Below are 20,597 nucleotides of genomic sequence, written 5' to 3' on the forward strand. Positions count from 1 at the left end.
TCAGCGCGTTTCAGGCATCGACATATCGGCTTCGTTCGGAAATCATTTTCTGCAGCAAGACGATCCGTTCGCGCTTTTCTGTGAGATCGCGGGAAGGATGCGCTGCGACGAGGTCGAGGAGCACGCGGAGCTCCTTCTTCCATTCCTGAACGATAGAGTCGGTCATACGGCCTCCATGGTCTGCGGCATTTGTAGATCCTAAATGTGAGCGGAGCGTGGAAATTCAACCGGTATGCGGCTCAAAGCGGCCGCTTCAGCCGATCTCGTCCTGCTGCCCGGCCCCTCCTGGGCCTGCCGCGGGGCGCACCGTCTCGGCGAGCTTCGCCATCAGCCGCACCCCGCTCTGCCCCTTTGACACGCGCTGCACCGCGCGTTCGAGGTCGCGGTACAGGGTCAGCACTTCATGGCCGAGCGAGGTCAGGCAGGCGCCTCCGCCATGGCTGCCGCCCTTGGCCGTGGTGATCAGCGGCTCGACCCATGACCGGTTCATCACGTCGGCGAGCAGCCATGCCCGGCGGTAACTCAGCCCCAGCTCGCGGCCGGCCGCCGAGATCGATCCGGTGCGGTCGATCGCTTCCAGCAGCGCGGCCTTGCCCGGGCCAATCGCGATTTCGGGGCCGTTATAGGCCTGCAGCTTCACCTTGATATGCTGCTCTGCCGGCATCTTGTCCCCGCTTCCCATCCGCCCCGTGAAGGCGCCTATTGAAACACCGTATTCGCGCCGAGTTCAATCGGGTGCGCGCAGCAGGCAGAAGCCGATCCGGTAGGTCGCGGTGCGCGGACCATCATCATAGGCGCTCGCCACCGCCCGCAGCGCCGATGGCGAGAGGGCGCGGTGCCCCTCCCGCGGGACCCCGGCGCCAATAGCTTTCAGCCGCCGCATGAAATCCCATGCATCGTCGTGCGGCTGCACGAAGCTTTCGATCGAAATGTCGGCTGCGAAGCCTGCGGGCGCCATCGCCGCCAAATCCATCTGGTCGGGATAGGCCGGTGTTGCGGGAATCAGCCCGGCGGCCCGATGCGCGGCATGCCATTCGGGGAAGCTGCCGGCCGCCATCGTCGCGAAGGCGATCCATCCTCCAGGCCGCAACAACCCCGCCAGTCGCATCACCGCAGACGGCTGATCGGAAAACCATTGGAACGTCAGGCTCGAGGCGATCAGGTCGAACATGGCACCATCGAATATCGGCTGCTCGCCATCCATCACGCGATAATCCCCCGCGATGCCGGTGATCGTCGCGGCGCGCGCGATCATTTCGGGCGCGATGTCGGTGACCGTCCAGCGCGAGCCCGGCAGCCAGCGCGCGAGTTCACCGGTCAGAAAGCCGGTTCCGCAGCCGATTTCGAGCACATGAGGCGTAGCGGGCAACGGCAAGGCCGCGGTCTTGCGGGCGAGCGCCTGCGCCACCTGTCGCTGGACGATCGCTTTGCGGGCATAATCATCGGCTTGCCCAAAGGCTCGGGCAATTCGGCTTTTGCGCGCGTCGGTCATGCGGCGGGCCGTACAGGCTGGCCCGATCGATGCAAGCGGGTTTATGCCCCGCAGCTCCGGTCAGCCGGTACGTTTGCGACCGAAGCCCGTCGGTGCGGCGGCGCGGCGCAGCGGCGTCACCTGCGCGCTCGCCATCTCGCGTTCGAACAGATTGAGCGTTTCGATCAGCATCGGCCGAAGCCGCGGTACATCGCTGGCCAGTTCGTCGGGCGGCCGCCGGTCCTCGACGCATTGCCGCGCGACATGCTCGATATGTTCGGCAAGCCGCCCGATCCCTTCCGCGCCGAATTGCAGCGAATCGCCCTTCAGCTTGTGCGCCGGCCGCACCACGCCAATAGCATCGCGCGCGCGAAACGCCTGTTCCACGTCGAGCACGCTCTTGACCGCATCTTCGCGATAGAATCCCAGGATGCGCAGAAATTCCGGTCCGATCACATCGCGGGTTTCCGCAAAGGCCGTCCAGTTCACCACGCCTTCGTCCGTCCCGCCCATAGTCCCATCCCTGAACCTGCTGCGGTATCGGCAGCGTCGCGTGGCCCAAGAATAGGGAAATGGCGTAAAGAGTGTGTTTACGCGGGCTTACGTAATATTCCGGCGTCCGGCGCGATTCGCCACCCGTCACGGGCGCCCTCGATAGCGGCTACCGACCAGCCCCGCGCCGCGGCGATGGCGGCGATTTCAGCGGGGGCGATCGGATCGTCCGCGTAGATTTCCACGCGCGTGGCGCCCTCGCGGATCGCGCGCGCGAGCCGGATCACCGGCCACGGGCATTTCATCCCGCGCGCGTCGATGCGCGCGTCCGTCACCTGTCGAACGGATTGCGTGGCGCGCGCAGGGTCAGCCGCACAGGGACCGCGCCAAAGCCCAGATCGCGCTTGATACCGTTGACCAGATAGCGGCGATAGCTTTCGGGCAACTGATCGACGCGCGTGCCGAACAGGATGAAGCCCGGCGGCCGCGTCTTGGCCTGGGTCATATAGCGCAGCTTGATCCGCTTGCCGCCCGGTGCGGGTGGCGGATTGGCCTCGATCGCCTTTTCGAACCAGCGGTTGAGAATGCCGGTCGATACCCGCTTCGACCAGGCATCGCGCGTTTCGAACGCCACCTGCAGGAGCTGATCGAGCCCGCGGCCGGTCACGCCCGAAACGGTGAGCAACGGCAGTCCTTTGGCCTGGGCAAGCCCCTCGTCGAGCGCGGTGCGGATGCCCTGAAACAAGGTTGGCGGATTTTCGGCGACGTCCCATTTGTTGAGCGCGATGATCAGGGCGCGGCCTTCCTGCAGCACCTTGTCAGCGATCTTGAGATCCTGCGCCTCGAGGCCCAGGGTCGCATCGAGCAGCAACACGACGACTTCGGCGAAGTCGACCGCATGGAGCGCATCGGCGACCGACAGTTTCTCGAGCTTGTCCTGTACGCGCGCCTTCTTGCGCATGCCCGCGGTGTCGATCAGCCGCACGGGGCGCTGCTGGCCGTCGGGTGCGCTCCACATCCAGTCGATCGCGATCGAATCGCGGGTGATGCCGGCCTCAGGGCCGGTGATCATGCGCTGTTCGCCGAGGATGCGGTTGATCAGGGTTGACTTGCCGGCGTTGGGCCGACCGACGATCGCGAGCTTGAGCGGCCCGTTCTCCTCATCCTCCGGCTCTTCCTCAGCCTCGCCTTCGGGGCGATCGACATAAGGCAGCAGCGCATCGAACAGATCGGCCATGCCCTCGCCATGTTCGGCGCTGAACGGCACGGGCTCGGCAAAGCCCAGGCTGAACGCCTCCATCACGCCATGCTCGCCCGCTTTGCCCTCGGCCTTGTTGGCGAGCAAGATGACGGGGGTTGATTCGCTGCGCAGCCAACGGGCAATCTCTTCGTCGAGCGGCATCAGCCCGGCGCGTGCATCGATCATGAACAAGGCCACATCAGCGCCAGCGACCGCCTGCTGGGTCTGCACGCGCATCCGCCCTGGCAGGCTGTGGGGATCCTCGTCCTCGAAGCCGGCGGTGTCGATGATCTTGAATTCGAGGCCGAGCATGGTCGCATCGCCCTCGCGCCGATCGCGCGTGACCCCGGGTCGATCGTCGACGAGCGCGAGCTTCTTGCCCACCAGACGGTTGAACAGGGTCGATTTGCCGACGTTCGGACGGCCGATAATCACTACAGTGGGAAGTTTCGCCATGCGCTGCCCATAGAGGGGAAGCGGGCCGGCGTCACCCCTCGTAGCTGTAACGCCCCTCCCTTGCAGGGAGGGAACTTATTTACACGTCACCGATAGGCGATCAGGTGGCCGCCGTCGGTCAGCACCAGCAACGTATTGTCGGCGACGATCGGAGCCGCATAGACGCGGTCGCCGACATGGGTGTTGTTGCCAATCTGTCCGGTCGAGACATTGACGTTGACGAGGTCGCCGCGCGTGCTGGTCAGCAACAGCCGGCTGCCGGCCAGGACCGGACCGGACCAGCTGATCGGCCCCTTGCGCTTGGCTTCGTTTTTCCAGCGCGGCAGCGCGGTCAGCCAGCGCACCTTGCCGCTGTTGCGCGCGATGCACAGCAATTTGGCGTCGTCGGTCACCACGAACAGCCATTCGCCGGCAATCCATGGCGTTTCGAGCCCGGCGATGTTGAGTTCCCACAGCCGCTGGCCCGTGATCAGGTCCATCGCGACCATGCGACCGCCCTGCCCGACCGCATAGACCTTGCCCTGATCGATCACCGGCGCCGCATCGATATCGACGAGCGAGGCGACCGAGGTGGTGATGCTCGTGCGGCTGAGCGAATCCTGCCACACCGAACGGCCATTCTCGTAACGATAGGCGTTGAGTTCGCCCGACGAGAAGCCGGCGACCACGGTCCCTTGCGCGATAGCGGGCGCCGCCACGCCGAACACGCCGGCATTTTCCAGGCTACCGCTCTCGGTCCACAGGGTCTCGCCGGTCTCTGCCTTCAGCGCGAACAGCTGATTGTCCTGGCTGACCACATAGAGCGTGTTGAACGCGATCGAGGGTGCGCCGCGCAACGGGCCGCCCGGATGTTTCAGCCATAGCTGCTGGCCGGTAGCGGCATCGAACGCCGCGGCATCGCCGACGCCGTTGGTCGCATAGACCTTGCCGCCCTCATAGCTTACGCCCCCGCCGAACAGCGACGCTTTCTTGTCGCCCTTCTTGGTGGTGGCTGCGGTCCACCCCGGTGCGCCGGTCTTGAGGTCGAAGCTGTGGATCACGGCATTGACGTCGATCACGAACACCTTGCCGTCGCCGACCACGGGGCCGGCCGCCAACCGTTCCTTGGGGCTCGATCCGGGGATCTTCTTGTCCCATGCTACGGCCAGGGCCTGACCGAGTGCGGGGTTGCCCATCGATTTGGCCGCGTTGCCGCCGGGCTGGCCCCATTCGGGATTCACCTGCTCGGCCGGGACCACGACCGGCACCGCGTCCAGCGCGGGATCGATTTCGGCGCCGGTTTCGGCGGTGAGCACGGCAATGCGCTGCCCCATTACCGGCGTCTTGGGCTTCTTGTCGCTATTGCCCTTGAAGATGCTGCAGCCGCCGAGCGTGGACAGCATCGCGATCGCGCAGACCGAAGTGAAAACCCTGCGATTCATTCATCAATCCTTTTGCGCGATGGCAATATTGTCGACATTCGCGCCGAGCGCGGCGGCCAGGCGCTTGGCCCGTCCGCGGATCGAGGTGGGTGCCTGCCCGTCGCGGGCGACGGCGGCGAGCATCTGTGCGGCCTGAGCCGGCTGATGCTGATCGAGCCAGGCGACCGCGCTCAGTTCGCCGGCGGCGCCGAACCAGGGCTGACCGGGAACGGCCAGCGGCTTCAGCCGCTCGATCACGACGGAGGGCTTCAGCGTATCATATTCGGTCACGGTCTGACGGATCAGTGCAAGATCGCGATAGGGTTGCGGCAGCTTCGCGTCGGCGGCGATCGATCCATAAATCGCGGCGGCACCCTTCCTGTCGCCGCGATCGGCCGAAAGCGCGGCCTTGGCGAACAGTGCCGACGCGCGAAGGCCGTCCGCATTGTCGGTGGCGATCCTGGTCAGCTTCGTTTCCGCATCGGCTTTGCGGCCGGCCTGGATGTCGGCGATCGCGGCACTCATCGCCTCGCCCTGCGCATCGGCCTTTTTGGCCTGCTGGTTCTGCCAGAACAGGACGCCGGCGAAGGTCGCGAGCAGCAGGCCGATCAGCCCGATGCCGATCCGCCCATAGCGTTTCCACAGTCCGGTCATCTGTTCGCGGCGAAGCTCGTCGTCCACCTCGCGCAGAAAGGCTTCGTCATTCTGTGGTGTCAGGGCCAAACATCGTCTCCGGCAAAATCCGCGCGCACTCTTAGATGGGTTTTGGTCCCCGCGAAACCGCTCTTTGCGCGTGTTGGGGGGCGTCAGGTGAATGCCCGTTGAACCTGCGGTCGTTCGGGGCCGAATCTCGTCGACTCACTCGGCTTTACCCAGGCCATTGCTGGGATGCTTTGGCTGATAGGTCTGGTCGAGCGTCGGGAACGCGCGGTCGCGCACATCCTCGGCATATTGCCGGACGGCGGCGTCGATCTGGCTCGACAGGTCGGCGAACTTCTTCACGAAGCGCGGCACCCGATCGAACATGCCCAGCATATCGTCGATCACCAGCACTTGCCCGTCGCATGCCGCCGATGCGCCGATGCCGATCGTCGGGCAGGCAATCTTGTGGGTCATTTCGACCGCGATCGGCTCGAGCACGCCTTCGACGACGATCGCGAAGGCGCCGGCCTGATCGATCGCGATCGCATCGCGCAGCAGCTTGGCCTGTTCGGCATCGCTGCGTCCGCGCGCACCATAGCCGCCCAGCGCATTCACGGCCTGCGGCGTCAGCCCGACATGCCCCATCACCGGAATGCCCCGCGCCGACAGAAAGGCGACCGTTTCCGCCATCGCCTCCCCACCCTCGAGCTTCACCGCGGCCGCGCCGGTTTCCTTGAGAACCCGCGCGGCGCTGCGAAAGGCCTGTTCGGGGCTTTCTTCATAAGATCCGAACGGCATGTCGATCACGACAAGTGCGTGATAGCTGCCCCGAACCACGGCCGCGCCATGCGCGCACATCATATCGAGGCTGACCGGGATGGTCGACGGCAGGCCGTAAATCACCTGGCCCAGACTGTCGCCGACCAGCAGCATGTCGCAATGCGGGTCGAGGATCTGGGCCATGCGTATCGAATAAGCGGTGAGCATGACGAGTGGCGCCTTGCCCTTCGCCTGCCGGATCGCCGGCACTGTCAGCCGTTTCATCGGCGCCGGCGTCGGCGTGGCACGACTGGTGGAGGTGTCGATCGTGAAAGTGGACATGCGCGATGGGCTAAACCGGGATCGCGCTTGGGTCAAATACCACTAAGCCCTCGCCCGCTTGTGGGGGAGGGGGGAGCCGCGCAGCGGCGGAGGGAGAGGGGGCTGTGCAAGCGATTGTCGCGAACCTCTTCCCCACGGCCCCCTCTCCCCCTGAAGGGGGGCGAGGGAGCAGATCAGATCATTCCCAGCGCAGCCATGTAGGTTTCGAGCAGCATCTCTTCTTCCTGATGCTCGCCCTTCTTTTTCTTGCGGATGGAGAGGATCTTGCGGACGATCTTGGTGTCGTAGCCGCGGCCCTTCATCTCGTTCATGACATCCTTGATGTCATCCGCGATGCCCTTCTTTTCCTCTTCGAGTCGTTCGACCCGCTCGACGAACAGCCGCAGCTCCTGCGCCGCGATGCTGCCCTTGTCTTCGATTGCTTCGCCATCGGCCATGATTCGTCCCCGCGCTCATCGTGAAGGCGCCGCATCTAGGCGCGCCTCGGCTCCCGCTCAACGTCAAATCGACGGGCCGACGGACAAGTCGCGATCTGCCGCCGATGGCCCGCCGCCGCCATCCCGATTCTTGCCGGGGCGGCGGGAAGATTCGGCCTTTGTTCATATCGGCATTGTCATCAAGGCTTGTCATATCGGGCAGCTATTCTATGCCCGGCGACCTTCGAAGAATTTCGCCCAACGATCAGGGAATGCATCGTGACCAGCCAGATCATGCCCCGCCTGCGCAAGGTGCGCGTCCTCGCCACGCTGGGGCCGGCCAGTTCCTCGCCGGAGATGATTCGCAAGCTCTTCTTCGCCGGCGCCGACGCGTTCCGCATCAACATGAGCCATGGCGCGCACGAGGATAAGGTGCCGATCGTCCACGCGATCCGCGCGATGGAGAAGGAGCTGGGCCGCGCGACGACGATCCTGTTCGATCTGCAGGGCCCGAAATTGCGCGTCGGCAAGTTCGCCGATGGCAAGATCCAGCTCATCACGGGACAGAAGTTCATTCTCGATCGTGATCCCACACCCGGTACGATCCACCGGGTCGAGCTGCCCCACCGCGAGATTTTCGAGGCGCTGGAGCCGGGCGCCCGGCTGTTGCTCGATGACGGCAAGCTGGTGTTGCGGGTGATCAGGCTCAGCCATGACGAGATCGAAACGCGGGTCGAGGTTGGCGGCGCGCTGTCGAACAGCAAAGGGCTGAACGTCCCCGACGTGATCGTGCCGATGGCTGCGCTCACCGAGAAGGATCGCCGCGATCTCACCTTCGCGATCGATCAGGGCGCCGACTGGATTGCGTTAAGCTTCGTCCAGCGGCCCGAGGACGTAGCCGAGGCGCGCAGCCTGATCCACGGCAAGGCCGCTTTGCTCGCGAAGATCGAAAAGCCCTCGGCGGTCGAACGGCTCGACGAGATATTGGAACTGGCCGACGCGGTGATGGTCGCGCGGGGCGATCTCGGCGTCGAACTGCCGCCCGAGCGCGTACCCCCGATGCAGAAGCGCATCGTCGAAATGGCGCGGCGGATGGGCAAGCCGGTAGTGGTCGCGACGCAGATGCTCGAATCGATGATCCAGTCACCCAGCCCGACCCGTGCGGAGGTGTCCGACGTCGCCACCGCCATCTACGACGGCGCCGATGCCGTGATGCTGTCGGCCGAATCGGCATCGGGCGACTGGCCCGTGGAATCGGTCGCGATGATGAACAGCATCGCCATGTCGGTGGAAAGCGATCCCGGCTACGCCGCGCGCCTGCATTTCACCGATACCACCCCCGATTCGACAACGGCCGATGCGCTGGCGGAGGCCGCCGCCCAGATTGCCCGCACCGTTTCGGCAGGGTTGATCATCTGCTTCACCATGTCGGGGATCACCGCCCGCCGCATCGCCCGCGAACGCCCTTCGGTGCCGTTGCTGGTGCTCACGCCCAAGCTGGCCACGGCCCGCCGTCTGGGGCTGTTGTGGGGGGCACATGCGGTCCGCACTCGTGATGTCGCGAGCTTCGAGGAAATGGTGGCGAAGGCCCGCCGCATGGCGCTGCGCCAGGGCCTGGCCAAGGCCGGCGACCGGATCATCGTGATCGCCGGCGTGCCGTTCGGGACGCCGGGGTCGACCAACATGATCCATGTTGTTCGACTCACCGGGGATGAGCTGAAGGGTTATGCGGCCTAGGGCGCGGTGAGCGCGATTGGGTGCGTGGAGCCGGTTACGCCGCCCCGTCCCGTCCCTTCTGGTCGAGCTTCTGTTTCAACCAATAGGCGTAATTGACCTCAATATTTTCTTGCAGGCCCATCCAGTCGGTCATCTGGCTACCCAGTAGTTGCCCCATCTGCGCGAAGATGTTGGTTTCGCGCTCGACGAGCTTGGACATCGTGTTGGAGCTGCCGAGCTGCGCCGCATAATGCCACCAGCTCTCCCAGTCCCTGCTCCAGGTATCGCGCAGCGCACGCATCCGCTCGATCGTCGCGATCTGCATCTGCGAAAGTTCGCCGATCATCGCCGGATCGATCCCCGATGCCGCGAGTTGCGCCGCGGCGGCGACGGTGTGAAGCGCGCGGGTAGCGCGATCGGTCTGCAGCGTGCCGGCCTTCATGAAATGCTCGATCGGCGTGGCGATCGCCGGTGCGGGAACGGGGTCGTTCATGACATCACCTTTGCGGCCGGGGTGGGCATCCGGATCGCGCGCTCTTCGCCGCCGCTGCACACTTGCATCAGCATGTGGTGAATGGCGCGGATCTGGATCGCGTTCTGTGTGTAATAATCGGGCTGCGCCGATCCGGCATCGGTATAGCCCCACCAATCCCAGCAGCCTTCGGGATTCTGCGCGCCCAGATCGGAACCGATCGCCTGCGGATAGAGGACGATGATGTCATTGCTGTCCGCGATGCTGTTATAGCCGGTGGTGGTGATGAAGCGGTTGCCATAAGGCGGCTGGCTTTGCGTATCGGGGCGGCCATAGGTGGCGGTGACATAGCCGCAGCCCTGCTTGCAGCCATGGAGCGCGATATGCACCGCGCGGGCCTTCCTGCCCTGCAATACGCCGCCCGGCACATAGACATAGCCATAAGGATTCATGCTCGATTGCGCGAAATCGCCATCGACGAACGGCCGCTGATCGAACCGCAGCAACTGGCCGCTCAGTTGTTCCGCCGGTGGCTGCAGATCGGGATAGATGTGGTTGAGCACGTCATGCGATTGCATGCGATTGCCGAAATCCGCGCCACCATAATTGAGATAGGGGGGCCGGTTCGCGCCCAGCGGCAGATCCTCGGGATTGCTGGTGATGATCGAATGGCCGGCGGGGACATCGTCGACGAAAAGGATATTCGCCTCCGGCACGCCCAGCGCTTCGTAGAAATCGCGCGTACCCCTGACCGCGATCGGGGAGAGCACCTTGTCCTGCGTGCCCGTGAAGACATAGATCCGGTCGTCCGCCAGATGAGCGATCGGATCGATCCTGCCGGCCTTCGCCACATCGCGTGCGGCGGCGGCGAGCTGGCGCGGCTTGGGCGCCACCGCCGGCGTCAGCGGCGCCATCGCGATATAGAGCGCGGTCAACGCACAGGCATCGCCGGCGAAGATCGCCGCCTCCCGAAATGTCTCGGCGCAACGATAGGGCCCGCCAGCGATAATGCCGGCCCCGACGAAGCTCGCGGAATGAGCGAGGTGAAGCTGCACCGCCATGAACGCGCCCGATGAAAGGCCGGACACCGAATGCCGGTTTGCTTCGACGCTATAGCCGATTAACGATGGCACCTGGATTCTGACGTCGTCCGGCATCGAAATCTCCACATCTGGGTAGATTTGCAGCAGGTAGAAGTGGCGACCGGTCCGCAGTAACGGCGCGTGCTTTATAGTGAATCAGCCGAATAGATCGATCATGCGATGATCATTATTGTTCTTACGCTATGATTCGATTCGGAACAACTTATTAAATCGCCAAATGAAGGTAAGATCGGCTGTTTATTGCAGATCCGCGAACGATTAGATCCGATATGGTTGGATGCATAGCTTGTCACATTGACTATAGCTGCGGCAAAGGATGGCCCTATGGGCATCCGTGCTTTGCGAAACCGCCGAGCGATCCGAATTGAATCGCGAGAAGGTCTGTCTCGACGCCAGTTGCGGTGCCAATTATCGTGTATGACCCAGGAGGGATATCGATGTACAGGCTGATTGCCATTTGTTTCGCCGCAGCGCTATCGGTTTGCGCGTCGGCGACGCCCATCAGTGACAGCGTTTCGCAGCCCCGTTCGGAGCGCCCCCTGATCGGTCCGCCCGCGGCTTGGGTGATACCGGCGTCGGTACCTGAGGCTCCGCCGGCGGCACAAGGGGCCGCGACGATCACGTTGCTAGCGGATACGCAGATGCGGCTGGGCGATGCTGGCGACACGACCTATTCCAATTCGGTGTACAAGATTGCCACGCCGCAGGGCCTGGATGATGGCTATTTGCAGGTCGCCTGGGATCCGGCTCTCGAGACCGTTACGCTCCATCGCTACCGGTTGATCCGAGACGGCAAGCCGATCGATCTGCTCGGCGACGGTTCCCGTCTTACGGTAGTCCGCCGTGAAACCAACCTGGAACGCGCAACACTCGATGGGGAATTGACGGCGACGCTCCAGCCGGAGGATCTGCGTGTCGGCGATGTCATCGATCTCGCTTATAGCGTGACGCGCAAGGATCCGGCGGCGGCCGATCATTCGGGCGTGATCGCCGGCCCCCCCGATGGCGTTCCGTTCGGCCGGAATCGAATTCGGGTGCTCTGGCCTGCGACCCGGCATATGCGCTGGCGCGCGCAGCCTGGCGTTGTGCAGCCTCGATTGGGCCACGTCGGTGCCGACAGCGAATTGCTGTCCGATCTCACCAATATCACGCCGCCGCGGCCACCGGAGCGCGCGCCGCTGCGGTATCGCGCGGTCAACGCCGTCGAAGTCTCAGACTTTGCAGATTGGGCAGCTGTTTCACACATTTTCGCGCCGCTCTACGACAAGGCAGCGCAGCTTGGGCAGGACAGCCCGCTCAAAGGTGAGATCGCACGGATCAGGGCAGCGGCCCCCGATTCCAAGACGCGAGCTGCACTTGCCTTAAAACTCGTTCAGGAACAGGTGCGCTATCTCTTTCTGGGGATGGACGACGGCGGCTTTGTCCCCGCGAGTGCCGACCTTACCTGGTCGCGTCGTTATGGCGATTGTAAGGGTAAGACCGTGCTGCTTGTCGCCCTGCTGAACGGTCTGGGGATCGATGCGCGCGCAGCTCTCGTAAACACTGAGCAGGGCGACTATGTTGCCACTCGCCTGCCGACGATGAATGCCTTCAATCATGCGATTGTCGAAGCGCGTATCGATGGGCGCAGCTATTGGCTGGATGGCACGCGGATTGGCGATCAAAGCCTCGATCGAGTGCGTGTGCCGGCCTATCATGTCGCATTACCCGTGACCGCAGTCGGCGCCGATCTGGTGGCGCTGAATCCCGAGCCGCTTCTGCGACCGAGCGAGACCGTGAGCCTGGCACTGGATGCCAGCGCCGGGATCGACGTTCCTGCGCCGGCCCGGGGAGAGATGCGGTTCCGCGGAGAGTCCGCCAGTGAGATGCGGCAGAAATTCGCCGATTTGGCGCCTGCCGATCGCGATACGGCGCTACGGAAGCAATGGCGCGACACGTATAATTTCATAACATTGCTCGGCGTCGGCACGAGCGAAGATCCCGCGACCGGTGATTTTCTCCTGACCATGACAGGGACGGCGAAAATGGCGTGGATCGCTGAGGCCGGCACGCGATGGTATGAAGTCGATCGTGCTCGCCTCGGCTGGAACCTCGACATCACACGCGAGGCAGGGATCAACAAGGATGCGCCCTTTGCTTTCAATTATCCCGACTGGTGGGCCAGCAGCGAGACGATGAAGCTCCCGAACAATGGTGAGGGGTTTCGCCTGCAGGGCGGTGATGTCGAGAAGACGGTCGCAGGGCTGTACGCTTTCCATCGGGCAGTCAGGATCGAAGCTGGCATTATGACGATGGAGGTCAGCACACGCTCGCTGGCCGATCAATTGCCGATCGAGCGCGCCGAAGAGGCGCATTCGCAAATGGCGGACCTCGCGCAAACCGCAATATTCGTCCGCGTTCCCGATGACTACCGACCCACTGACGGCGACATTGCGGCGTTGAAGGAGAACAAGCCGGCGCTGATTCAGGCTTATATACGGCGAGGCGCGCTTTCGATTGACCGTGGCCAGTTGGACGCAGGACTGGCCGATGAAGATGCGGCACTGGCGCTCGATCCGGACAATGCCTTTGCCCATTCGTTGCGTGCACTCGCTCTTGCGACCAAAGGCGATGCGCGTGCCGATGCTGCTGCTGATCGGGCACTCGTCCTTGACCCTAAGCGGGAACTGGCATGGTTGGCGAAGGGCGTGCTTGCGACGTTGAAGGCGCGTTTTGCCGATGCGGACAACGATTTTTCGAAAGCCATTGAGTTGAACGATCGCAACGAGCGCTATTATGCCGGGCGCGGAGGTGCTCGTGCAGGGCTCGGTCGGTTCGCCGAAGCACTAGTCGATGTGGATAAGGCGCTCGCGATCAATCCGAATTTGCCGATAAGAAGCGTTCGTGCGGCCGCGCTATGGGGGCTCGGCCGAATGATCGAGGCAACCGCCGAAGCCGATATCGCGGTCGGGAATCAGCCCAAGGCGGTTGAACCGCGATATATTCGCGCGCAAATCCGCGCTGCCAACGGTCAACGGAACGAGGCGCGCGCCGATCTCGACATCCTGATCGCCGCGAAACCGAAAGCCGAATATTATGTGAAACGTGCGATACTGTGGGATGCGGCGGACAAGGCCAGGCGCCTTGCCGATCTTGACGAAGCGGTGCGGCTGGATCCCCGTTCCACCCGGGCACTCGCAATTAGGGCATCTTACGCTCTTGATGCGGGCAATCTGGATCGCGCGGAGGCTGATATCTCTGCTGCCGAAAAGCTCAAGCCGGGAGCCCGCGAACTCGCACTGCTGCGATCAAGCCTGCTTGTCCGGCGCGGGCATCCTCAGGAAGGGTTGGCCGTTATTGATGCCATTGTTGCGAAAAATCCGACAGATTCAATGGCATTCAACGAGCGTTGCTGGATGAAGGCGACGATGCGCGTTTCGTTGGATACTGCGCTTTCCGATTGTCAGCAGGCGCTCAAGCTGGCGCCCAACAGCCCTGCCATTCTCGATAGCCGTGCCTTCACCCAATTGCGGCTGGGCCATTTTGAAGCGGCAATCGAGGATTATGATGCGGCGTTGAAGTTTGTGCCAAACCAGGCAGCGTCATTATTCGGGCGCGGACTGGCGCTTATCGGCAAAGGCGAGCGTGATCGCGGAATGGCCGATATTGCGGCCGCCCGCAGGCTGAGTCCGGAGATCGATGCGCGGTTTGCGTCGTTCGGAATGGCGGCTCCCCCGGCGACCTGATCCAATGATCGCCTAAAGCAACCCGGCGGTTCGCAGATCGTCGGCGAGCAGCTCCGCCCCGCGAAAGACATGGCCCCGGATTCCCACGGCCTCGGCGCTGCGCACATTGTCCTCTCGGTCGTCGATGAAGATCGCCTGTGCGGGCGTCAGCCCGAATCGATCGAGGGCCAGCCGGTAGATGGCCGGGTCGGGTTTGATCAGGCGTTCCTCGCCGGAAACGACGATGTCGCGGAAGCGATCGAAGATCGCCGCTTCGCGGGCACGGAATGGCGGCCAGAATTCGTGGCTGAAGTTGGTGATCGCGAATAAGGGCACGCCGGCGGTGTCGAGTGCCTCGACGATCTCGGCCATGCCCGGCAGCATGGCAGGCACCGTTTCCGAAAAGCGTGGGCCATAAGCGGCGATCGCGTCGGCGAAACGCGGGTGCAGCGCGATCAGCTCGGCGCTCGTTTCGGCAAAAGGGCGGCCGGCATCATGTTGCGCATGCCATTCCAACGTGACGACATGGCGCAACAAAAAATTCAGCTCGTCGGGGTCACCCACGAGCTGTTCGAATAAAAGCCGGATATTCCAGTCGTAAAGCACATTGCCGACATCAAAGATGACGGCGTCGGGGCCGTTCATGCCGGCCCCTCCGGGGATCAGCCCTGGCGTGCCTTGAAGCGCCGGTTGGTCTTGTTGATCACATAGGTGCGGCCACGGCGGCGGATGACGCGGTTGTCGCGATGACGGCCCTTCAGCGACTTCAGGGAATTGCGGATCTTCATGGCCGTAACGCCTGCCTTATCTATGTTCGAATTGCGAAATTTGAGGCGCTCCCCTATGCGGGCGCTCCACCCGAGTCAACCCGGTTGATCGCCGAAACGCCGCTTGCGATGCGCGAAAACGCTTCGTTCAGGGGCGATACAGGTGGCTATGCAGCAAAACCGTTGCTGATGCGTTTCGAGTGAAACCACGCCCGCCGAAGGATCAGCGTCATGAAGATCACAACCCTGTCTGCTCAAGCCCTGATCGTTGGGACCATGCTCGCGCTTGTGGGTTGCGCGACCGATTCGCTGCCGACGCGCGTAACCCGCTTCCACCTTGGCCAGCCGATCGCGCCAGGGCAGCTCGCTGTCGAGCCGCGCGATCCGACGCTGGGCAAAGATCTGGAATTTCAGAGCTACGCCCGCATCGTGCAGGGCGAAATGGCGCGCAAGGGCTTCGCCGCCGCGCCCGATCTCGCCAAGTCCGAACAGGTGGCCGTCGTCGAGGTCATTCGTCACTGGCAGCCGATTGGGGCGCCGCGGGCGCCGCTGACGATCGGCCTGGGCGGCGGGAGTTTCGGTAGCGGCGTCGGGGTCGGCGGGAGCGTCAGCTTTCCGGTCGGCAAACCGAAGCAGCGGATGGACGTGATCACCGAACTGAGCGTCCAGCTCAAGCGCCGTTCGGAAGGCACCGTGATCTGGGAAGGCCGCGCGCAGACCGCCGCGCATGACGGTTCGCCCGCCGCCGCGCCCGAGGCGGCGGTGTCGCGCCTCGCCGAGGCGATGTTCCGGGACTTCCCCGGCCAGTCGGGCCAGACTATCACGGTGAAATGACAGCCCATATCTCGGCCGACTTCGATAGCGGCAACATCATCGTCCTCGATCAGAAGGACGGGACTTTCGATCTGGAAATCCGCAAGGATCATCTTTCGGATTTCTATCAATGGTTCCATTTCCGCCTGACCGGCGCGAAGGGCCAGGCGGTGACGCTGCGGATCATCAATGCCGGCGTCTCCGCTTATCCCGCCGGCTGGACCAATTACCGGGCGTGCGTGTCATCCGATCGGCAGACATGGGGCAGGATCGCGACCGAGATGGTCAAGGGCGCGCTGACCATCGCCTTCACGCCCGATTCCGATACGGTATGGTTGGCTTATTTCGCGCCATATTCGATCGAGCGGCATCATGATCTCGTCGCCCGCATCGCGGCAGCGCCCGGTGTCGCCTACGAAAATCTGGGGTCGACGATCGACGGGCAATCGATCGACATGCTGACGATCGGCGAGGGGGCAAAGCGGGTCTGGCTCTATGCGCGCCAGCATCCGGGCGAATCGATGGCCGAGTGGTGGATGGAGGGCGCGCTCGAGCGGCTGATCGATCGCCATGATCCGGTGGCGCGCAGCCTGCGCGCGCGGGCGACTTTCCATATCGTACCTAACATGAATCCGGATGGATCGCGCCGCGGCCATTTGCGCACCAACGCACTGGGCGTGAACCTCAACCGCGAATGGCACGATCCCAGCCTGGAGCGGAGCCCCGAAGTGTTCCATGTCCGCAACCGGATGGATGCAACCGGGGTCGATTTCGCGATGGACGTCCATGGTGACGAGGCGATTCCGCACGTCTTCATCGCCGGTTTTGAAGGCATCCCGAACTGGACCGATGCGCAGGGCGAACTATTCCACCTGTTCCGCGACACGCTGAAGCGGCGAACCCCCGATTTCCAGACGAAGCACGGTTATCATGTGTCGGCGCGCGGGAAGGCCAATCTGTCGATGTCGACCAATCAGCTCGCCAATCGCTTCGGCTGCATTTCGGCGACGCTGGAAATGCCGTTCAAGGACAATGACGACCTGCCCGATCCCGCGTTCGGCTGGTCGCCCGAGCGATCGAAGCAGATGGGCGCCGAATGTCTCGGTGCGCTGCACGAGATATTGGACAAGCTGCCGAACCGCTAACGGCAACACCCCGCGTGCCGAGGCCGGGTTGACGCGGCCGCAGCGGGCCAAAAAAAGGGCCGGTCCATAAAGGGCCGGCCCGTAAAGTTTTAGGAGAGGATGCCTGAAAGGCCCATTATTTGTGCACCTGCGAACATGGTTTTGCAAGTGCAAAATAAATTCCGGCGAAAAATTTCGCAGGTCATTGATAATAAATAATTAAAATATCGATCTGGATGAGGCCATCGGCCCGAACATGGGTGGCTCATGCACCGCATGTGCAACATTTCGCCGCGGCAAGCCGGCCCATCGCGCTCAGCCGAGTTTGCCGAATTTGGCCTCAAAAGCGTCGATGTCGTTTTTCTCCAGCAAGCTTGCCTGTTCGATCCACTGATCGCGGGTGATCCGGCCCTGAAATGCGCCCATCCTTCGATCGACTTCGGCCGTTTGCGTGCCATCGAGTTCGGCAAGCTGGGCGTAGCGATGGATGCCGATGCCGTTCAGCAGGCCAGCCGCCTTCGGGCCGAGGCCCTTGATCCGGGTGAGATCGTCGGAAGGGAGGTCGGCATGGGCCGTTGCGCCCAATATCGGGGTCGCGATGTCGACGAACGCGGCGGCGGCCTCGTCGACCAGCCCATGGCCCTCGGTTGTTGCTTCCGGTGCGCGCGGGGCAAGCGGCTTTGCCGGCCGTCGCATCAGAAGCGTGACGGCGACGATCGCGAGCAAGGCAACCACGATGGCGACGATGATGGTGGTATTCGGCATGTTTCACCTTCTTCTGAAATTATTGGCGGCGCGATCACCAGCCGCGCCTGTTCTTCCAATGCGAAAGCCGGTCAGTCGTTCCGCAGACGTGCCATTTCGCGCCAGCCGATATCCCGCCGGCAGAAGCCCGATGCGAAATCGAGGCGGTCGACCGCGTCATAAGCGATCTGGCGCGCCTCGCCGATCGTCGGGGCCATTGCCGAGACATTGAGGACACGGCCGCCATTGGCGACCAGCCCGGATGCGGTTTGCGCGGTGCCGGCGTGGAAGATCTTGGCGCCTTCGTGTTCGGCCGCGGCGATGCCGTTGATCGCGCCGCCCTTCTCCGGCGTTCCGGGATAGCCGCGCGCCGCCATCACCACAGTCAGCGCGGTCTGCGGCGCGAGCCGCGGCCGGGCGATCTCCGCCAGCCGGCCCTCGGCGACGGCCAGCAATACGTCGATCAGATCATCTTCGAGCCGCATCATCAGCACCTGGCATTCGGGATCGCCGAAGCGCGCATTATATTCGATCAGCTGCGGGCCGGTCGGCGTCAGCATCAGCCCGGCATAGAGCACACCCGAATAGGGCATGCCGGCGGCGGCCATCGCGCGGACGGTCGGCTCGACGATCTCGGCCATCACCTGGGCCTCAAGCGCCGGGGTCAGGATCGTCGCAGGGCTATAGGCGCCCATACCGCCGGTGTTCGGGCCGGTATCATCGTCACCCACGCGCTTATGATCCTGCGCCGATCCGAACGGCACGACGGTGGTGCCATCGGTCAGCGCGAAGAAGCTGGCTTCCTCGCCGGTCAAAAACTGTTCGATCACGACCTCGGCGCCCGCCGATCCGAAACCGCCGCCGAACATGTCGACCAAAGCGGCGTCGGCTTCGGCGCGGTTTTGCGCGATCACCACCCCCTTGCCGGCAGCCAGACCGTCGGCCTTGATCACCACCGGCAGGCCGAAGCGGTCGAGCGCGCCTTGCGCCGCGGCCAGATCGGTGAAGCGGCCATAGCCGGCCGTCGGGATATTCTCGCGCGCGCACAGATCCTTGGTGAAGCCCTTCGATCCTTCGAGCTGCGCTGCCGCCCGATCGGGGCCGAACGTCAATACGCCGTCTTCGCGCAGCCGATCGGCCAGGCCGGCGACCAGGGGCGCTTCCGGGCCGATCACGACCAACCCGACATTCTCATCGCGCGCGAACGCAACCACCGATTCGATATGGGTGGGATCGAGATCGATACATTCGGCATGTTCGGCTATGCCGGGGTTGCCAGGCGCGGCGAACAGCTTTGTAAGGCGTGGCGATTGCGCCATCTTCCACGCCAGCGCATGTTCGCGCCCACCCGATCCGAGCAACAGGATGATCATGAACGAAGCTTCCCCCGGTTTTGGGCCCGCCGGTGAACCCGGTTTCGACAGGCCCCGCCTGTTAGCGGAGGAGATGCCGGGCGACAACGCGCCTGCGCTGTCGGTCTCCGAACTTTCCGGCGCGCTCAAGCGCAGCGTCGAAGAAGCGTTCGGCCATGTGCGCGTGCGCGGCGAGATTTCGGGGTTCAAGCGGGTCGCGTCGGGCCATTGCTATCTGGCGCTGAAGGATGATCGCGCGGTCATCGATGGCGTGATCTGGAAGGGATCGGCGGCGTCGTTGCGATTCCGACCCGAGGACGGGATCGAGGTGATCGCGACCGGCAAGCTCACCACTTATCCCGGCCGGTCCAAATATCAGATCGTGATCGAGCGGATGGAGCTGGCCGGGCAGGGCGCGCTGATGGCGCTGCTCGATCAGCGCCGGCGGATGCTGGCGGCCGAAGGGCTGTTCGATGCCGACCGCAAGCGCCCGCTGCCGTTCATGCCGCGCGTGATCGGCGTCGTGACCTCGCCCACCGGTGCGGTGATCCGCGATATCCTGCACCGGCTCGAGGATCGCTGCCCGACGCATGTGATCCTGTGGCCGGTGATCGTGCAGGGCGACAGCGCGGCGGCGCAGATCGCCGCGGCGATCCGCGGTTTCGGGGCGATCGCGGCGGGCGGGCCGATCCGCCGGCCGGACCTGTTGATCGTCGGCCGCGGCGGCGGATCGATCGAGGATCTGTGGGCGTTCAATGAGGAAGTGGTCGTCCGTGCGGTCGCCGAATCGCCGATCCCGATCATCTCGGCGGTCGGCCATGAGACCGACACGACCTTGTGCGATTTCGCAGCGGACCTGCGCGCGCCGACGCCGACCGCCGCGGCCGAGCTCGCCGTGCCGGTGCGGGCCGATCTGCTCGGTGCGGTGCGCGACATGGGGCTGCGCGCCGAGCGGCTGGCGCGGCGCTATCATGAGCGCGCGATCGAACGGTTCGACGGTATCGCACGGCAATTGCCAGGCCCGGATACGTTGCTCGATGCGTCGCGGCAACGGCTCGACGAGGTCGGCGATCGATTGCCGCGGGCGCTTGCGCGGCGGCTGGCGGTTGCCGGCGGCGAACTGGCGCAAATATCGGGCGCACTGCGGCCGCGGCTGATCGAGGATCGGCTGCATCGCGGCGAGGCGGCGCTGAAAGCCGAGATGCGCGCGGCCGGGCGCGCGGTGCAACATGCGAAGGATCGTGCCGGGCAGCGGCTGTCGGCGACGGCGGCGCGCCTGCGCCACGAGCCCATCGGCCAGCGGATCGCCGGCGGCCATGACCGGCTCGACCGGCTGTGGCGGCTGGCCGACAGCCTGCACCCCGATCGGCCGCTGCGGCTGGGCTATGTGCGGGTCGAGCGGCGGACTGGCGGCGTGGTGGCATCGGCCGATGCGGCGAGGGCGGCGGCCGCGCTGACCTTGCACTTTGTCGATGGCGCCGTCGACGTGCGGGTTGAGAAGCCGGTGCAACCGCCATATGGCAAAGACGACAAGGCCGCGCAGCCCGAGCTCTTTTGAACACTGCGCGCCGATCCCATATTCCG

At 64.1% G+C, this 20,597-nt stretch carries 21 protein-coding genes; 5 read left to right on the forward strand and 16 right to left on the reverse strand.

The genetic code is table 11. From position 1 onward, the window contains the following. Positions 1–10: 10 nt before the first annotated feature. The 10 genes from BLS13_RS20715 to BLS13_RS13375 form a co-directional block, all read right to left on the reverse strand. On the reverse strand, positions 11–166 hold the full coding sequence (locus tag BLS13_RS20715) for a hypothetical protein (RefSeq protein ID WP_176943582.1): 156 nt from the start codon (positions 164–166) through the stop codon (positions 11–13). Positions 167–253: 87 nt separating this feature from the next. Further along, entirely contained in the window at positions 254–664 is a 411-nt protein-coding gene (locus BLS13_RS13335; protein WP_093452848.1) for a winged helix-turn-helix domain-containing protein, read from the reverse strand. 63 nt (positions 665–727) lie between these two features. After that, positions 728–1,492 carry a methyltransferase domain-containing protein gene (locus tag BLS13_RS13340; RefSeq protein ID WP_093452764.1) on the reverse strand — a complete coding sequence of 255 codons (765 nt, stop codon included), beginning with the start codon at positions 1,490–1,492 and terminating at the stop codon, positions 728–730. A 60-nt stretch (positions 1,493–1,552) separates the two neighbouring features. Then, positions 1,553–1,984 (reverse strand): Hpt domain-containing protein, encoded by a 432-nt coding sequence (locus tag BLS13_RS13345; protein ID WP_093452765.1) that lies wholly within the window; start codon positions 1,982–1,984, stop codon positions 1,553–1,555. A gap of 77 nt (positions 1,985–2,061) precedes the next feature. Continuing rightward, entirely contained in the window at positions 2,062–2,298 is a 237-nt protein-coding gene (locus BLS13_RS13350; RefSeq protein ID WP_093452767.1) for a sulfurtransferase TusA family protein, read from the reverse strand. Further along, positions 2,295–3,659, reverse strand: coding sequence for a ribosome biogenesis GTPase Der (der, locus tag BLS13_RS13355; RefSeq protein ID WP_093452768.1), 1,365 nt, complete (start codon positions 3,657–3,659; stop codon positions 2,295–2,297). The genes BLS13_RS13350 and der overlap by 4 nt, the downstream gene beginning before the upstream one ends. An 86-nt stretch (positions 3,660–3,745) precedes the next feature. Continuing rightward, positions 3,746–5,080 (reverse strand): PQQ-like beta-propeller repeat protein, encoded by a 1,335-nt coding sequence (locus BLS13_RS13360; protein ID WP_093452770.1) that lies wholly within the window; start codon positions 5,078–5,080, stop codon positions 3,746–3,748. Positions 5,081–5,083: 3 nt separating this feature from the next. Continuing rightward, positions 5,084–5,782, reverse strand: a complete 699-nt coding sequence (locus BLS13_RS13365) for a tetratricopeptide repeat protein (RefSeq protein ID WP_093452771.1) — start codon at positions 5,780–5,782, stop codon at positions 5,084–5,086. A 135-nt stretch (positions 5,783–5,917) separates the two neighbouring features. Beyond that, complete coding sequence (gene panB / locus BLS13_RS13370; protein ID WP_093452773.1) at positions 5,918–6,802, reverse strand: 3-methyl-2-oxobutanoate hydroxymethyltransferase; 885 nt, start codon at positions 6,800–6,802, stop codon at positions 5,918–5,920. Positions 6,803–6,975: 173 nt separating this feature from the next. Continuing rightward, a complete protein-coding gene (locus BLS13_RS13375) occupies positions 6,976–7,239 on the reverse strand; it encodes a DUF2312 domain-containing protein (RefSeq protein WP_037527893.1) in 264 nt (87 codons plus the stop codon). 258 nt (positions 7,240–7,497) lie between these two features. Here BLS13_RS13375 and pyk point away from each other — a divergent pair, with 258 nt between their 5' ends. Then, positions 7,498–8,955 (forward strand): pyruvate kinase, encoded by a 1,458-nt coding sequence (gene pyk / locus BLS13_RS13380; protein ID WP_093452774.1) that lies wholly within the window; start codon positions 7,498–7,500, stop codon positions 8,953–8,955. A 34-nt stretch (positions 8,956–8,989) separates the two neighbouring features. On the opposite strand, the gene BLS13_RS13385 is transcribed toward pyk, so the two are convergent. After that, complete coding sequence (locus BLS13_RS13385; protein ID WP_093452776.1) at positions 8,990–9,427, reverse strand: hypothetical protein; 438 nt, start codon at positions 9,425–9,427, stop codon at positions 8,990–8,992. Continuing rightward, positions 9,424–10,563: an extracellular catalytic domain type 2 short-chain-length polyhydroxyalkanoate depolymerase gene (locus BLS13_RS13390; protein WP_093452777.1), complete on the reverse strand. Its 1,140-nt coding sequence runs from the start codon at positions 10,561–10,563 to the stop codon at positions 9,424–9,426. Before BLS13_RS13390 ends, BLS13_RS13385 begins: the two co-directional genes overlap by 4 nt. Positions 10,564–10,946: 383 nt before the next feature. Between BLS13_RS13390 and BLS13_RS13395 the strand changes: the two genes are divergently transcribed. Continuing rightward, positions 10,947–14,234: a DUF3857 domain-containing protein gene (locus BLS13_RS13395; protein WP_093452779.1), complete on the forward strand. Its 3,288-nt coding sequence runs from the start codon at positions 10,947–10,949 to the stop codon at positions 14,232–14,234. 12 nt (positions 14,235–14,246) lie between these two features. Here the strand turns inward: BLS13_RS13395 and BLS13_RS13400 are convergent, their stop codons facing one another. After that, positions 14,247–14,858, reverse strand: coding sequence for an HAD family hydrolase (locus BLS13_RS13400; RefSeq protein WP_176943583.1), 612 nt, complete (start codon positions 14,856–14,858; stop codon positions 14,247–14,249). Positions 14,859–14,875: 17 nt separating this feature from the next. Beyond that, on the reverse strand, positions 14,876–15,001 hold the full coding sequence (ykgO, locus tag BLS13_RS13405) for a type B 50S ribosomal protein L36 (protein WP_004210176.1): 126 nt from the start codon (positions 14,999–15,001) through the stop codon (positions 14,876–14,878). 210 nt (positions 15,002–15,211) lie between these two features. Here ykgO and BLS13_RS13410 point away from each other — a divergent pair, with 210 nt between their 5' ends. Together BLS13_RS13410 and BLS13_RS13415 are read left to right on the forward strand one after the other, a co-directional pair. After that, positions 15,212–15,814, forward strand: a complete 603-nt coding sequence (locus BLS13_RS13410) for a DUF4136 domain-containing protein (RefSeq protein ID WP_093452780.1) — start codon at positions 15,212–15,214, stop codon at positions 15,812–15,814. Beyond that, positions 15,811–16,938: a M14 family metallopeptidase gene (locus tag BLS13_RS13415; protein WP_093452782.1), complete on the forward strand. Its 1,128-nt coding sequence runs from the start codon at positions 15,811–15,813 to the stop codon at positions 16,936–16,938. Before BLS13_RS13410 ends, BLS13_RS13415 begins: the two co-directional genes overlap by 4 nt. A gap of 294 nt (positions 16,939–17,232) precedes the next feature. Here BLS13_RS13415 and BLS13_RS13420 read toward each other — a convergent pair whose 3' ends face one another. After that, entirely contained in the window at positions 17,233–17,682 is a 450-nt protein-coding gene (locus tag BLS13_RS13420; RefSeq protein ID WP_093452783.1) for a hypothetical protein, read from the reverse strand. Between the two features lie 71 nt (positions 17,683–17,753). Next, positions 17,754–19,034: a phosphoribosylamine--glycine ligase gene (gene purD, locus BLS13_RS13425; protein ID WP_093452785.1), complete on the reverse strand. Its 1,281-nt coding sequence runs from the start codon at positions 19,032–19,034 to the stop codon at positions 17,754–17,756. Between purD and xseA the strand changes: the two genes are divergently transcribed. After that, positions 19,033–20,571, forward strand: coding sequence for an exodeoxyribonuclease VII large subunit (gene xseA, locus BLS13_RS13430; RefSeq protein ID WP_093452786.1), 1,539 nt, complete (start codon positions 19,033–19,035; stop codon positions 20,569–20,571). The two genes, purD and xseA, sit on opposite strands and share 2 nt — an antisense overlap. Positions 20,572–20,597: the final 26 nt, after the last annotated feature.

The sequence above is a fragment of the Sphingomonas sp. YR710 genome, assembly GCF_900101455.1.
GTDB lineage: Bacteria > Pseudomonadota > Alphaproteobacteria > Sphingomonadales > Sphingomonadaceae > Rhizorhabdus.